Origin of the sequence: Mesorhizobium sp. C395A (genome assembly GCF_030323205.1) — a bacterium.
Classification (GTDB): domain Bacteria; phylum Pseudomonadota; class Alphaproteobacteria; order Rhizobiales; family Rhizobiaceae; genus Mesorhizobium.
The window spans coordinates 2,985,193-2,998,542 of the sequence record NZ_CP100473.1 but is presented as its reverse complement, the minus strand read 5'-3'; the positions used below and the strand labels follow the sequence as shown (position 1 = coordinate 2,998,542).

Annotated in this window: 14 protein-coding genes; 7 read left to right on the top strand and 7 right to left on the bottom strand. The window is 59.7% G+C overall.

What is annotated here, in order from left to right; translation table 11 throughout:
- Positions 1-184 precede the first annotated feature (184 nt).
- Both NLY37_RS14745 and NLY37_RS14740 read left to right on the top strand, forming a co-directional pair.
- On the top strand, positions 185-976 hold the full coding sequence (locus tag NLY37_RS14745; RefSeq protein WP_023741857.1) for a PRC-barrel domain-containing protein: 792 nt from the start codon (positions 185-187) through the stop codon (positions 974-976).
- Between the two features lie 123 nt (positions 977-1,099).
- Positions 1,100-2,476, top strand: coding sequence for a sensor histidine kinase (locus NLY37_RS14740; protein WP_245270911.1), 1,377 nt, complete (start codon positions 1,100-1,102; stop codon positions 2,474-2,476).
- Positions 2,477-2,558: 82 nt separating this feature from the next.
- Here NLY37_RS14740 and NLY37_RS14735 read toward each other — a convergent pair whose 3' ends face one another.
- The 4 genes from NLY37_RS14735 to NLY37_RS14720 form a co-directional block, all read right to left on the bottom strand.
- Entirely contained in the window at positions 2,559-3,533 is a 975-nt protein-coding gene (locus tag NLY37_RS14735) for a L,D-transpeptidase family protein (protein WP_023741855.1), read from the bottom strand.
- Between the two features lie 315 nt (positions 3,534-3,848).
- Positions 3,849-4,103, bottom strand: coding sequence for a hypothetical protein (locus NLY37_RS14730; protein WP_023741854.1), 255 nt, complete (start codon positions 4,101-4,103; stop codon positions 3,849-3,851).
- Positions 4,104-4,325: 222 nt separating this feature from the next.
- Positions 4,326-4,529 (bottom strand): hypothetical protein, encoded by a 204-nt coding sequence (locus NLY37_RS14725; protein WP_023741853.1) that lies wholly within the window; start codon positions 4,527-4,529, stop codon positions 4,326-4,328.
- A gap of 286 nt (positions 4,530-4,815) precedes the next feature.
- Complete coding sequence (locus NLY37_RS14720; RefSeq protein ID WP_023741852.1) at positions 4,816-5,727, bottom strand: LysR family transcriptional regulator; 912 nt, start codon at positions 5,725-5,727, stop codon at positions 4,816-4,818.
- A gap of 177 nt (positions 5,728-5,904) precedes the next feature.
- Between NLY37_RS14720 and NLY37_RS14715 the strand changes: the two genes are divergently transcribed.
- The 5 genes from NLY37_RS14715 to NLY37_RS14695 all read left to right on the top strand — a co-directional run bounded on the left by NLY37_RS14715 (position 5,905) and on the right by NLY37_RS14695 (position 11,833).
- Positions 5,905-7,107 (top strand): MFS transporter, encoded by a 1,203-nt coding sequence (locus tag NLY37_RS14715; protein WP_023741851.1) that lies wholly within the window; start codon positions 5,905-5,907, stop codon positions 7,105-7,107.
- Between the two features lie 299 nt (positions 7,108-7,406).
- Positions 7,407-8,234 (top strand): transporter substrate-binding domain-containing protein, encoded by an 828-nt coding sequence (locus tag NLY37_RS14710; protein ID WP_023691453.1) that lies wholly within the window; start codon positions 7,407-7,409, stop codon positions 8,232-8,234.
- A gap of 144 nt (positions 8,235-8,378) precedes the next feature.
- Positions 8,379-9,659, top strand: a complete 1,281-nt coding sequence (locus NLY37_RS14705) for an NAD(P)/FAD-dependent oxidoreductase (RefSeq protein ID WP_023741850.1) — start codon at positions 8,379-8,381, stop codon at positions 9,657-9,659.
- 19 nt (positions 9,660-9,678) lie between these two features.
- The gene (locus NLY37_RS14700) at positions 9,679-10,650 is read left to right on the top strand and encodes an amino acid ABC transporter permease (RefSeq protein WP_023687785.1); all 972 of its coding nucleotides are present in this window, start codon (positions 9,679-9,681) and stop codon (positions 10,648-10,650) included.
- A gap of 619 nt (positions 10,651-11,269) precedes the next feature.
- Entirely contained in the window at positions 11,270-11,833 is a 564-nt protein-coding gene (locus NLY37_RS14695; protein ID WP_023667968.1) for a sigma-70 family RNA polymerase sigma factor, read from the top strand.
- Here the strand turns inward: NLY37_RS14695 and NLY37_RS14690 are convergent, their stop codons facing one another.
- From NLY37_RS14690 to NLY37_RS14680, 3 genes are all read right to left on the bottom strand, one after another.
- Positions 11,834-12,010 carry a hypothetical protein gene (locus NLY37_RS14690; RefSeq protein WP_023696378.1) on the bottom strand — a complete coding sequence of 59 codons (177 nt, stop codon included), beginning with the start codon at positions 12,008-12,010 and terminating at the stop codon, positions 11,834-11,836.
- Positions 12,011-12,152: 142 nt separating this feature from the next.
- Entirely contained in the window at positions 12,153-12,371 is a 219-nt protein-coding gene (locus tag NLY37_RS14685) for a hypothetical protein (RefSeq protein ID WP_023741848.1), read from the bottom strand.
- 73 nt (positions 12,372-12,444) lie between these two features.
- Positions 12,445-13,347: a class I SAM-dependent methyltransferase gene (locus NLY37_RS14680; RefSeq protein WP_023681090.1), complete on the bottom strand. Its 903-nt coding sequence runs from the start codon at positions 13,345-13,347 to the stop codon at positions 12,445-12,447.
- Positions 13,348-13,350: the final 3 nt, after the last annotated feature.

The window sequence follows — 13,350 nt, the reverse complement described above, 5'->3', positions numbered from 1 at the left end:
TCCGGGGTAAGATGATCGACGGCGCGATATTCGGGAAAGAATATAGCTCGCCGCCGGCCAGTATATGACGGAACCAATCTGTGAGTTTCGCATTATGTTGAGTTGGTACCGAGCATTTCTCGGTACGTTCCTACCAGTCTAGGTAGACCGACCTCGTCACTCGAAGCCGCCGAACGGATATCCTATGACTTTTCCGAAAATTGCAGCGCCCTTGGCGCTTTTTTGCGCGCTCGGCGTTAGTCCGGCGTTTGCCGTGTGCAACATTTCTGACGCAAAGCTCGAAGAGGCGGTGCTCAAGAGTCCCGAGTTGCGCAAGCCCGAGAACCGCTATCTCGTGCGCGATTTGCGCAAACTGCGCGATGCGGCGTTCATCCTGTGGTCCTACGGCTTGCACGACGATTGCGAGCGAGTGCTGGCCAACATCCGCCAGTTGATTGCGTCGCCCTCCATGGGGAAGCTCGGCGACAACGATGAGGACGAAGCAGACCAGCAGCTGGCCGCGAGCGAACCACAAGTCCATGAGGGGGGCGAAATTCACGGCAATCGCAACGCGCCGGACGCACGGCCCCTCATCAACATCGACGAACTCGGCCCGGGCTTGCGCGTCGACGAGATCGTGGGCTCGGAAGTTCGCAGTTCCGACGACAAGATCGTTGGCGAGGTCCGCAATGTCGTTATCGGCACGAAGGACCGCTGGGACTATGCCGTCGTCGCAGCTGCCGGTTTCTTCATAGCGGGCAAGGACAGCATCGTCGTTCCCCTCCGCTACCTGCAGGTGAACGAGGCCCGCAACAGCTTTTATCTTCGAATTTCCAGCGCGCAGGTCAAGATGGTGCCGCTGATGCCTGACCAGGAATATCTATGGCTGGCGGACGAAAAATGGCGCGCCACCAACGACGCTATCTTCCAGAGCCTGAACCCGGATCCTGCCCGGTATGGGGAAGCTGCAAAGCAGACGGATGCTGGCGTGAAGTGACCCGCGGTTAGGGCGCTTCGCCCATAGTACATCGTGCTGACCCACAACACAGCCAATCCACACCCGTCACCCGCGGCACACTCGTACCGAGAAGGCGATCCCTTCCGTCAGAAAGCATGCCCGATGGAAAGCTTCTCGATAAACGAGATCTTTGCGCAAGACATCGTCGACACGGCGCGCGACGCTTTGCTGGTCCTAAGCCCGGACTTAACAGTGGTGTCCGCCAATCGGGCGTTCTATGCCACGTTCATGACCCACGCCGAGGAAACGATCGGACGTCGGCTGTACGACCTTGGCGACGGCCAGTGGAATATCCCCGCTCTCCGGCAGCTCCTGGAGGAGATCGTGCCGACGAATACAACGGTCGATGGATATGAGGTTGATGCCTCGTTTCCCGAACTCGGCCGCAAGGTCATGTTACTCAACGCCCGGACGGTCTATAGGCCCGGCGGTCACGTCAGCTTCTTCCTTCTGGCAATTGACGATATCACCGAGGGCAAGCTTGCGAAGATCGAAGCCGAGCGCAACTGGCAGCTCGCGCAGAACATTGTCGATACCGTCCGCGACCCGCTTCTGATCCTTGAGGAGGACATGAGCGTGGCCATAGCGAGCCGATCGTTCCTGAACTTGTTCGGTGTCAAGGCCGGCGAGGTGTTAGGACGCCGGCTTCATGAGCTTGGAGCCGGCCAGTGGAATGTCGCTGCGCTTAACGATCTCCTCGAACGGATCATTCCCCATGACGAGGAGCTAGACGGGCTGCTGCTGGAAGACGATTTTCCCGGACTCGGGCGTCGCGTCTTCAAGATCAACGCCCGAAAAGTGTTTCGCCCCGGCGATCATATGACACGATTGCTTGTCGTGTTCGAGGATGCGACCGAGGCGGTGCTTCTTGATCGCCATCGCGACGTGCTTGCAGCCGAATTGGCGCATCGCATCAAGAACAGCCTCCAGATCATCTCGTCGTTCGTGTCGTATGAGATACGGCGCGCTGCGGAGCCCTGCATTGAAGGTTATCAAGCCATGCAGGCGAGGATCGGCGCTGTTGCCGAACTCTACGACGTTATCGCCCAATCGAGTGCGTTTGGTCCGGTGCACATCGAGTCTTACCTGAATGGCATCAGCGGCACGATCCAGAAGAGCCTGCTCGGCCGCAATTCGAATGTCACGATCACTACCAAGACAGAGCAATTGAGCATCCTGCCCGATCATGCCGTCGCGATCGGGCTGGTCGCCAATGAGCTGGCGACCAATGCCGTCAAATATGCGTTTCCGTCCGGCTACGGCGAGATCATTCTCGGCTTTCAACGCAGGGATGGCGAGGTCACACTGACCGTCAGCGACAATGGCGCCGGCCTAAGCGGCAAGGCCGAGGGACCCGGGCTGGGCACGCGGTTTGTCAACGCTTTCATCAAGCAGCTGGGCGGTTCGCTCGCAATCGCCACAAGCACCAGCGGCACGACCTTCACCGTTCGGCTGCCAGCGTCGATCTTGGCGCAGTAGACGTGCGGTGTAGGCTGTCCGGAAGGCCCGGCCTTGGTTTCCGACCCTATCGTTCAACGGGCAGGCTCGTCGACGGCTTGCGTCACTCGTCCTTGAAAGTCACCTTCATATGTTTGTGCACCATTGAGGCGAGGTCCTCGGCATCCCAGTTCGTTAGCCTGATGCAGCCGTGAGAGAAGGTCTTCCCGATCTTGCCGGGTTCGGGCGTGCCGTGAATGCCGTAGCTTTCGATGGAGAGGTCGATCCAGATTGATCCCACGGGATTGTTAGGGCCGGCAGCAATGGTGAAGGGCCGCTTGGTTTTGACTCCCTTGAATGCAAAATCGGGATCGTAGTGATAGGTCGGGTTGTGCACCACCCTTTGGATCTCTGCCTGCCCACTTGGTGCCGGCTTCTCGTCGCTCCCGATCGAGGCAGGGTAGACGGCAAGCGCTTTATTGGAGGGGTCGAGCACGCGCACCTGATGAGCGCCTTTGTCGACTTCCACGCCGGCAATGGTGGCGGGAGGTTCACCCCGGCCAACATCTGGTACCAGCAGCGTGGTTCCAGCTTTCCTGAATCCGGTGCCTGGGTTTAGCCTCCTGAGCAATGGTCCGCTCACATGGAAGCGCTCCGCCAGCTTCTCGATCGAGTCGTGATAGCCAAGCCTTCTCAGGCGAGCCATCCTCTCCATGCGCCCCGGAATGCGTTTGGTGAAGGGGCCGCGTACATCTTTGCGGTTCAGTTCATAGGTGACCAGAGCTGGGCTGGTGGAGGTTGCCATCAGCTTGTCCCAAGTCGCCTGGGTGAGCTTGCCATCTGGCGCCAGTCCGTTCGACGCCTGGAAGGCCTTGACCGCCTTGGCGAAGTTCTCTCCAAGGCGGCCGTCGATGAGCCCCGGTGAGAAGCGCGCACGATCCAAAAAAATTTGCGCCTTCAGCACGGCAGGATCGAGCCCTTTCGGATCGCCGGCGGAGAATTGCGCCTGATTTACAGCGGCTAGATCCAGCTTGGCCGCCTCCGTCCCGCCGCATGCGAAGGCGAATGCAATGGCGAGGAGGAGAAGGAGCCTGATCATCGATGTCACTCCTTGCGTTAAATCGCACCTGATCTGCTTCTATGACGCGCTGTGGCAGATCTGGTTCCATTCGCCGGTAGGAGGATCATAGGCAACCAGCCTTACGCCGCCGACCGGTCCGAGACGTTCGATGCCCATGCCTTGCCCCTCACGAGAGGCGTTGCTGGCCGCGCAGATCGGCAGTGTAAAAATGGTCTGGCCATGTTGACGTGAGCTTCTACCTTCAAAACTGCCCATTACCTGGACCGGCAGTCAAATGGTCTCAGGGCAGCAATGAGGAGATGCGCTGGGAACCCGGCTCGTCGGGCGGGTATTCTATTGATCTTCGGTATCGACAGATCCATGTTCCGTCGTCACTGTGATCGCTTTGTCGCCCGCGATTGCCCTAGCGTATTCGAAGCGCTCCAACTTCTGTTCTGCCGACAGGCCTTTGAACATCGCGGTGGCCGAGTTCGTGATTTTGAAGTCGCCGCAACTCGGACAGCGAAACTCCCGGATGTCGCCAACTGTCTCCGAATTAACGAGTGCCTGCTCATCTGTAATCGGGCAAATTGCGGCCATCCAAGCCATCGTGGTCCTCCGTCCTAAGGCCGTCCTCGATTACCCAAAGGCATCGTCGAGTGCAAAATCCATTTCTACCGACGCTCACCCCCCTGGAGTACTCCACCGAGTAGATTGCGCTCTCCACTCTCCAACCCGGAATGTGGATTAAAGCCAGTTCCTCGGCGAGCGATTTGCTGGTGAGCGGTAGGCGCTCTCGCTCGGGAGCCTCTCCCAAGCGATCGGAGATGTTCATGTAGCGTCGGGCAGGACCGAAGGGCCGGAACGTGGCGTTTTCATCTCTTCGGCAATCACCAGTAGCGCCTCCAGAGCGACGGCGATCCCCGACATCAGCGTACTTATGTCTGCGTTGCCGCCGAGCGTCGAAAGTTCGGCCGCTCGCGTTTGCATGCTTTGGCTCAGCTCTTGTAACTTCAGGCGCAGCTCGTCATCCATGTATGTTCTCCAAGCTTGACGCTGGAGGAACGCGCCTGCTTACAACCCGTTCCGCCGGTGGCCGCAGAGAACCAGAGACGCCGCAGATGCTACAACTTGCGCTGTGGCGGCGCTTCGGATGGGCGGCGGATTGGGCCTCAGCGACTGACCGTCGGCAAATAGCGGATCCTTCAGTCTCGAAAAGGTGCTGACGGCTCGATATGCACCGCCCATTGGCGTGGGTGCTGGTCCATGCACAGAAAGGGCCGTGCAAGTGCGCGCGGCCTCTGGACTCAACATCCCGTCGTCATGGTCCAAAGTTGTCCCAAGGTGGGTTCTCACCGAAGCGGGCGGCGTGATGCGTCACGAAGCTTTGAACTTTGGCGGAAAGATGCCTTCTTGACGGGTACATCGCGTAGATCGACCGGCTTACCGGCTTGAACTGGGGCATCACTGTCTCCAGCTGGCCCGAACGAATGGCTTCTCCAACAAGGAAAGTGGGGCAAAGTACTATGCCTGCTCCACCCAGCGCCGCATCGCGCAGGAGCTGCCCGTTCGTTGCCGTCATCCGTGCAGTAATTTTTACCGCCACTTCCCCCTTTGGTCCGTCGAATCGCCATTTTCCGCGGCTGGCGCGCAACGCGTAGTCCAGACAATCATGGTCGTGGAGATCCGACGGCTTTGTGGGACGCCCGCGTCTGTCCAGATAATCGCGCGAAGCGCAGACCACCTCCCGTGACGGCGCGATTCGGCGAGCAACCAGATTGGAAACCGTGAGTGGAGCGATGCGTACCGCGACATCCAGGCCCTCTTCCACGATGTCAACCACACGGTCGTCCAACACCAACTCAACCGACACCTCCGGGTAGACCGCGAGATATTCTGCAACGACTCTCCCAAGGTGCATCGCGCCGAAGGAGATCGGCGCGCTGACACGCAGTGAGCCGGTGGGACGTGTCTTGCTCTCGGCCGCGCTCGTACGAACTTCCTCGACATCCTCGATTATGCGCAGACTGCGCTCGTAGACGGAGGCGCCGAGCTCTGTCAGGCTGATGCGCCGGGTCGTCCGGTTGAGAAGGCGTGCGCCAAGCCACTCTTCCAGCATTTGGACATGCTTGCTCACGGCCGCTGGCGATAGTCGCATCCGCTTAGCCGCTCCAGCGAAGCTGCCTTCACCGACGACGTTGGCAAACACGGTCATGCTGGTCAGCCGGTCCAACTGCAATCACCTCTTTCATTCACGTTTCGTGAATTCACCATCCATATCTCCCTCGATTATCAATCCGCAGTGGACAGATTATCTGAAACCAGGCCGGGATCAATTGCCCGATCCGTCTCTCTAACGTTTGCCCGAAACGTTGGGGGTCGAGTGCCTTCTCGCGGGCTGGAGGTGATCATGTCTCTGACCAAAGCAGCCCTTCGGGAGAAACAGGGAGCCACTTTTCGCATGTGGCTCTCCGTGCTCACTGTATCGCTGGGTATTTTTTCGATGATCACTGCGGAGCAACTCCCTGTGGGGCTGATTCCGTCAATTTCTTCCGAGTTGAATGTCTCTATTGGGAGTGGCGGTCTCACGGTGACGATACCCGGCGTAATTGCGGCGTTCGCTTCTATCGGTTTGCCGTTGGCAGTGGGGAGGCTCGACCGGCGTATTCTGATGGCGGGCCTGCTCGCGGTAATGGCTGCGGCGAGCGTGATTTCAGCGCTCGCAACGAACTTTCCCGTTCTGCTCGCGTCCAGGCTGCTCGTCGGGATCACCATCGGTGGCTTTTGGGCTATAGCCGGAAGCATCGCAGTACGCCTTGTTCCTGGACCGTCCGTGCCGCGCGCCATGACTATTGTATTCGGCGGTGTAAGTGCCGCTGCGGTGCTGGGCGTGCCGGCCGGCACGATCATCGGTGATCTAGTCGGCTGGCGCGGCGCGTTCTGGTCTCTCGCCGGCCTGAGCTTTGCCATACTGCTCGCCGCCCTGCTTGTGCTTCCGAAGCTGGAGGCGGCGCAGCCTGTGGAGGTGAAAGCCCTGCGTGCGCAATTGCGCAATCCCGCCCTCCTGTCGGGCGTGGTTGCGACCGCACTGCTGGTGGCTGCCCACTACGGTGCCTACACTTTCGTGAGCCCGGTGTTGCTGGAGGTCTCGGGCGTCACTGCAGGGAGCATAGGTTGGTTACTGTTGGGGTATGGCATTCTCGGAATGATTGGCAACGCCGTCGCAGGCGTCTGGGCCGCCAAATCCGTCGGTCGCACATTGGCCTGCATCGTCATTGGGCTCGGCGCCACGCTGGCTCTCTTCCCGTTGCTCGGGGTCACGCCGCTCACAGGAACCATCCTGCTGCTGGTGTGGGGCTTCGCGTATGGCGCGGCGCCCATCACGCTGCAGACGTGGGTGCTGAGTGCAGCACCAGAAAGCGCGGAGACCGCGACGGCCATCTACTGCTTCACTTTCAATCTTGCCATCTCCGTGGGTACCCTAGCGACCAGTCAGATCGTTGACACGATGGGCGTGAACAGGGTCCTCTGGGTCGACGCCGCCATCATCCTGCTGGTGCTGCTGCCGGTGTGCCGCGCACCCATGCTTAACCGGAACATCGGAAACTCGTAGACAGCAAGCCATCCTGTGCCGCCCATCTGGCAATGATGTGATAGGTTGAAGTAGATCTTCGTTTCCTCTGTCTTGAAAGTCACGCGCGTCACATCAAACGCGGGTTCCGCCGCACCGTGCGGGTGCCGATGCTTTGCGCCCCCGGAGGACAATTGGCTACTTGAAAAAGGACTTGATCCCCTCGTCGATATGTGTGCTGATATGAGATCGATCTCATGCCGCGCTCTCAATTGCTGTTTCTCTACGGGAGCGCGCTCTGGGAAGCATATGTCTGAATGACGATGAAGAGGGAGGTTCAAGTGAGGAAATTGATCGCGTGGCTGGCCTTGGCCACTACCACGCTCGCGTTCGCGTCTGCGGCCTCGGCGGGTGAAACCATCAACCGGGTTACCTCGAAGAAGGCAATGGTGGTCGCCACAAACAGCGGTTGGCCGCCGCAGAGTTTCCTCGACGACAGCAATCAGTTGGTCGGCTTCGATATCGACGTCTCGAAGGAGATCGCAAGGCGCCTCGGTGTCGAGGTCAGTTTCGATACGCCGGACTGGGCGACGATGACGGGCGGCCATTGGCAGGGACGTTACGATCTGGGTGTCGGCTCGGTGACGCCGACCAAAGCGCGGGCCAAGGTGATCGATTTCGAAGGCATCTATTATTATAGCCCCTACGTTTACGTGGTTCACAAGGACAGCCCGGCCAAATCGGTCGCCGACCTGAACGGCAAGATCATCGGCGTCGAGACCGCCACCACGTCGGAGGATTTCATCCGTAGACAACTCGAGATCGATGCTCCCGGCCTGCCGCCCATCGAATACAAGCTGGAGCCCGGTGAGATCAGGACTTTCGCTGACTCAATGCTGCCGTTCGACGATTTGAGGCTCGGCGACGGCGTGCGCCTCAACGCGGTCATCGCACCAGAACAGACGGCTCAGAACGCGATAAAGAACGGCTACCCGTTGCGTGTCCTGGAAGGCGGCTATGCCTTCCGTGAGCCACTGGTGGTGATCGCGGAAAAAGGTGATGCCGAGTGGAATGCCAAGATCGGCGGCATTCTCGACGAGATGAAGAAGGACGGTACCCTCGCGAAACTGACCACCAAGTGGTACGGCAAGGATTACAGCTCTGACTGAGAGGCATCGTGGATAAAGCTTGAGCGGGGTGCATTCAATTGAACATCCCGCTCCATCTGTTTTGTTTCAGCCGCATTTCCACGACACCGGGCGGCTCCGCCTGCCTGCAAAATGCTCTAGTGCCGCCACCTCATCATATTGATCATGACATGTCCTGACACCTATTACCGACGCACGCTTGCCGACAACACCATCAGACCGCCGCTGAGCGGCGTTTCCGAGTGCGAGACAGTCGTTGTCGGCGGCGGACTGGCCGGCCTGACGACGGCGTTGCAGCTGGCTCGCGCCGGCCAGCAGGTCGTCGTGCTTGAGGCGCAGCGGATAGGATTCGGCGCTTCCGGTCGCAATGGCGGCTTCGTCAATCCCGGTTTCGCCACCGGCACCGACAACATCGCCGCGATGGCCGGCGTCGACGCGGCACAAAAACTGCACCGCCTGTCCATCGAAGGCGTCGACTTCGTGCGGCAGACGATCCGCGATCTCGACATCAAGGCGGCAGAGCCGCGCTCCGGTATATTGAGCGTGCTTCGCCACGATGGTGGCGCCGCGCTCAAGGCATATGCCGAGCAACTGGCGCGGGATTTCGACTATCGGCTCGACTATCTCGATCGCGACCAGGTGCGAGCGGTGCTGCATTCGGATCGCTACCACCAAGGCCTGCGCGATCCCAGCGCCTTCCACATGCATCCGCTTAACTATCTGCGCGCCGTTGCTGGCGAGATCGAGCGGCTGGGCGGCAGGATATACGAGAGAACGGCTGCCGTTGAAGCCAACCTTGACGGCGCCGAAAAGATCTTGCGTACCGACAGCGGCGAAGTGCGCGCCCGCCAGGCCGTAGTTGCCACCGGCGGATATACGGGGCCACTGGTCAGTCGGCTGCAGCGGGCATTCCTGCCGATCGCCACTTACGTTATGGTGAGCGAGGAGGCGCCTGACCTCATCGCCAAGGCGATTACGACGACCGACGCCGTCGGCGATAACCGTCGCGCAGGCGATTATTACCGCGTTGTCGAAGACGGCAGGCGGCTGCTCTGGGGAGGGCGCATCACCACCCGGGCAGCCTCATCGGGCGTGTTGGCGAGGCAATTGCGCCGTGAGATGGTCACCACTTATCCGCAGCTCGAACACCTCAAGACCGAACTCGCCTGGTCCGGGCTCATGTCTTATGCCCGACACATGATGCCCCAGATAGGCCCGTTGCAGCCGGGCGTCTGGTACCTCACGGCTTTTGGTGGCCATGGCATCAACACCACGGCGATCGCCGGCAAGTTGATCGCCGAAGCCATACTGGGACAATCGGACCGCTACCGGCTGTTCGCACCCTTCGGCCTTGCCTGGGCGGGCGGCCCGGCTGGACTTGCGGTTGCGCAACTCACCTACTGGAAGCTGCAGGCGCAGGATTGGTGGCGCGAGCGGGCCCGCTGACCGCAGGGAGATCGAAGACGTGATCGGCCGACTATTGCTCAACCACCCGGACGCGGCGCGCCGCGTTGGCGTATTCTTCGTGCTCGCCGCCATCGCCGCCGGCCTGTATGGGCTCGGCATCAAAGCCAGTTGGCTCGGCAAGCTCGTTCCGGGGTCGGTCGAGTGGCTCGCCGCCAACCCAGACGTCGGGCGGGCGGTCTCGGCGGTGCTGATCGCATTGATCTTGGTGGCGAACTGGAACGCGCTGCGATATCTCAGCCGCAAACAGCAGATTGTGGCAGTCTGGATAGAGCTGTTCGTGCTGCTAATGTTGTTTTTCTATTCCTTCGACCTGTCCTTCGCGTTCATCGCCAAGAAGATCGGCTTCCTCGTCTCGAAGGGTGTGGTGACGACCCTCTACATTTCGGCCATTTCGATCGCCATTGCCACCCTCATCGCCTTCGTTGGTGCCATCGCCAAACTTTCCCGCAACGGCGTGGTCTATGGCTTGGCGACCTTCTATACCTCTCTTTTTCGTGGCTTACCGTTGCTGATGCAGATCTACATCATCTATCTCGGCCTGCCGCAGATTGGCTACGTGATCGGCGCCGTGCCGGCCGGCATCATGGCGCTGTCGCTCTGCTACGGCGCGTACATGACCGAGATCTTCCGCGCCGGCATCGAAAGCATCTCGCGCGGACAGACCGAGGGTGCTACGGCACTCGGCCTTAGCGCTAACCAGACGATGTTCCTGGTCATCCTGCCGCAGGCGATGCGCGTCATCGTGCCGCCGACCGGCAACCAGTTCATTGCGATGCTGAAGGATTCTTCGCTGGTTTCGGTGGTCGGGGTCTGGGAGATCATGTATCTCGCACGCACGCAGGGCCAGACCGAGTTCCGCCACATCGAGATGCTCATCACCGCCTCGATGATCTATTGGCTGCTCTCGATGGGGCTCGAGTTCCTTCAGTCGCGGATCGAGGACCGGTTCGGGCGCTCACTCAAGCGCTGATCGTCATCCGTGATCTTCGCCAAAGCGAGTTGCACAGCACCGCAACAGCCAGCTTCGGAGAGCAGCTGCAGATTGTACGAGACAGCACGCCGTTCGGCGACGTCGTGAGGGGTGAATCAACCCGGTATTCATCGGCTTAGCCCGATCGGAGGGCAGAATAGAGCAAGTGCTGGACGAGCATGTTCGTTGGCGCCCGGCAACTACGACCGATTGCTGGATTTCACCCGCGCCAATAGGTGAACAAATCAACGACTTTAACATGTCCTCCGGCCCAACCATTATCGCTGTGTATCGATGGTAGCCGAGTTCGCCACGTGGTTCGCCAATAGGTTTGTCAGGCAGTGGTTTGCGCGTTACCAGCCGCACGACTCGGTCCATGCCCTGCACAGCCAAACGCACCGGCGTCGCTTCCCGGGAATAAAGCTCGGCATGGTGTTTCGTTCCCTTGAAGTGGGCGTGTTTGGGGGAAGACCGTAGTCGGCGCGTTCGCGCCCCATGGAATTTTCGAAGAGTTGTTTCCAACGGCGGGAACGAACCAAACTTCCATGCATTTAGCTCTGGCTTCGTTCATTCACTCTTTCTTCTGGGAGCTGGACCATTGTCATCCGGAGGCTATCTCTTGGCCGACCAACAAACCAATGACGTTTCCATCGTTGATCTGATACCTGCCCTGCGGGCTTTCGCGCGCACCTTCTGCCGCGTTCCAGACGATGCCGACGATCTGGTGCAGGAAACGTTGACCAAAGGGCTCGCCAACATCGACAAGTTCGAACCCGGTACACGCATGAAGTCGTGGCTCTTCACCATCATGCGCAACACCTACTATACCCGGATCAAGATCGCTGCACGGGAAGCGCCAGGCCTTCTCGACTGCGCGTCTTCAAGACCGATTTCGGAAGCTACCCAGGAATGGACCGTTCAGAGCAAGGAAGTTCACGGCGCCATCCAAAAGCTGCCCGAACATCAGCGCGAGGTGCTGATGCTGATTGGCGTCTTAGGAGTGGGCTACGAGGAAACCGCCGAAATCTGCGGCTGCGCGGTAGGGACGGTCAAGAGCCGGCTGAACCGTGCCCGCGCCAACATCCTTGAGCTACTCGGGGAGAGCTCGTTGCAGACATTGATAGAAAGGCGAAATCAGCTGTCGGATGGTCAGCTCGATATAGAGGTCGACAGCCGCAGATAATCAGCTCTTCACGTCTCGCCGATGCTTCTCGACGAGAGCATTTTGCAATTCGATCGCCAGCTTGGATAGGCGGTCTGGTATCTTTTCCTGCTCTATGGCGGCCAGCAGGGAAGCAATCTCCCGATCCACTGCCATCTCGACAAGCAGATCCGTGGTATCGTCGCTCGAATGAGACATCACGTTCTCTTGATAGCATCCCTAGATCCAAGTCTGGTGGATGAGCGCCGGCACTACAAGGCGTTGTCGGCCGCTGAGAGGCTCACCGGCGGCCCTTGCACAGTTTTTCCTCCGTGCCGCGGCAAGACGCGGCGCGGTGGCGTCAGTCCTTCAGCAACCGGTTTGCGGCGTGATCCTGAAATTGATCGGACTTGGTTCGATTGCCGTCCAGCCCGCGCTCTCGGCCATGTTGCTTCCTGTCGCGGTTGGACAAAACCGCGTTTTCCTCGATCTTGTCCTTGTCCAAGGTGGTCATTGCGCCGGCGCCGGCACCTTTGCCTTGGCTGCCTTGGCCGAAATGCTTTTTGCCGCCGGATGCCATGATCTCCTCCTTCGAATCCAGGACACCGATCGGTGCCGACGCCCGAACCGGCATCGCGCTGTAATGTTCCGTCTCACCCAGCAAGCAGGAAGGCGTCGCCATCCCATGACCGAAACGGCTTCTCGCCGTCGATGACGACCCGCAATTGGTGAGCTTGCGCAAGACGGCCGATGTCGGCCCGGTCCAAAGAAAGCGATCCGCGATAAGAATAGTTCAGCAATGCGAGCCGGCCCGGCCGTTTGAGAACGCGCGCAATTTCATCGAAAAGCCGCTCAGCCATGCCGGCCAGGACCAGGTAGGGAAAGCTGTCGACCGCCAACACGCAATCGAAACTGTCGTCGTCGAAGTCGGCCAGATCGAGACCGGAGGTTTGGCGCAGTTCGACATTGCCGAGCGCTTCGCATTGCTCGGAGGCGATAGAGATCATCCGCGATGATATGTCGATGCCGACCATCCGCTTGAAGGAATTGGACAGCGCGCGCTCGAAACGTCCGATGCCGCAACCGATGTCGAGAATGTCTCGTTCAATTCCGGTGAATTCTCGCGCCTCGAGCCATTCAACGATTTCGTCGGTCATGGCTGTCAGCCGCTCGTCATCGCCAAGGGATCCTAACTGGACACTTGCGGCTGTCGAAATTGCTGCCGCGGCATCAAAACTCGAGGCCAGCCTCCTGACCACGGCGACATCCGTCTCGCCGTTACCGCGTTCATGCCGAACGGCGCCGCCTGTCGCTCGCAAAGTGGCAAGGACGCCCGGTTTGTGGCGCAGCAGTCCAGCGACCTTTCGCAGTCTTTCAGCATCGCCGGTATCCGCCGGACGGACTTTCAGCACGACCTCCGCCAATTCCGCCGCTTCAATTGTGGGCGGCAGGTGAAGCGCCAGCCTGACGAGAACAGCTTCGGCGCAGGCACCACCGGCCACACAACCTTCGACCGCCCGTCTGACCGATGTCCGGCGCTGCGCGAGCACACTCATGAC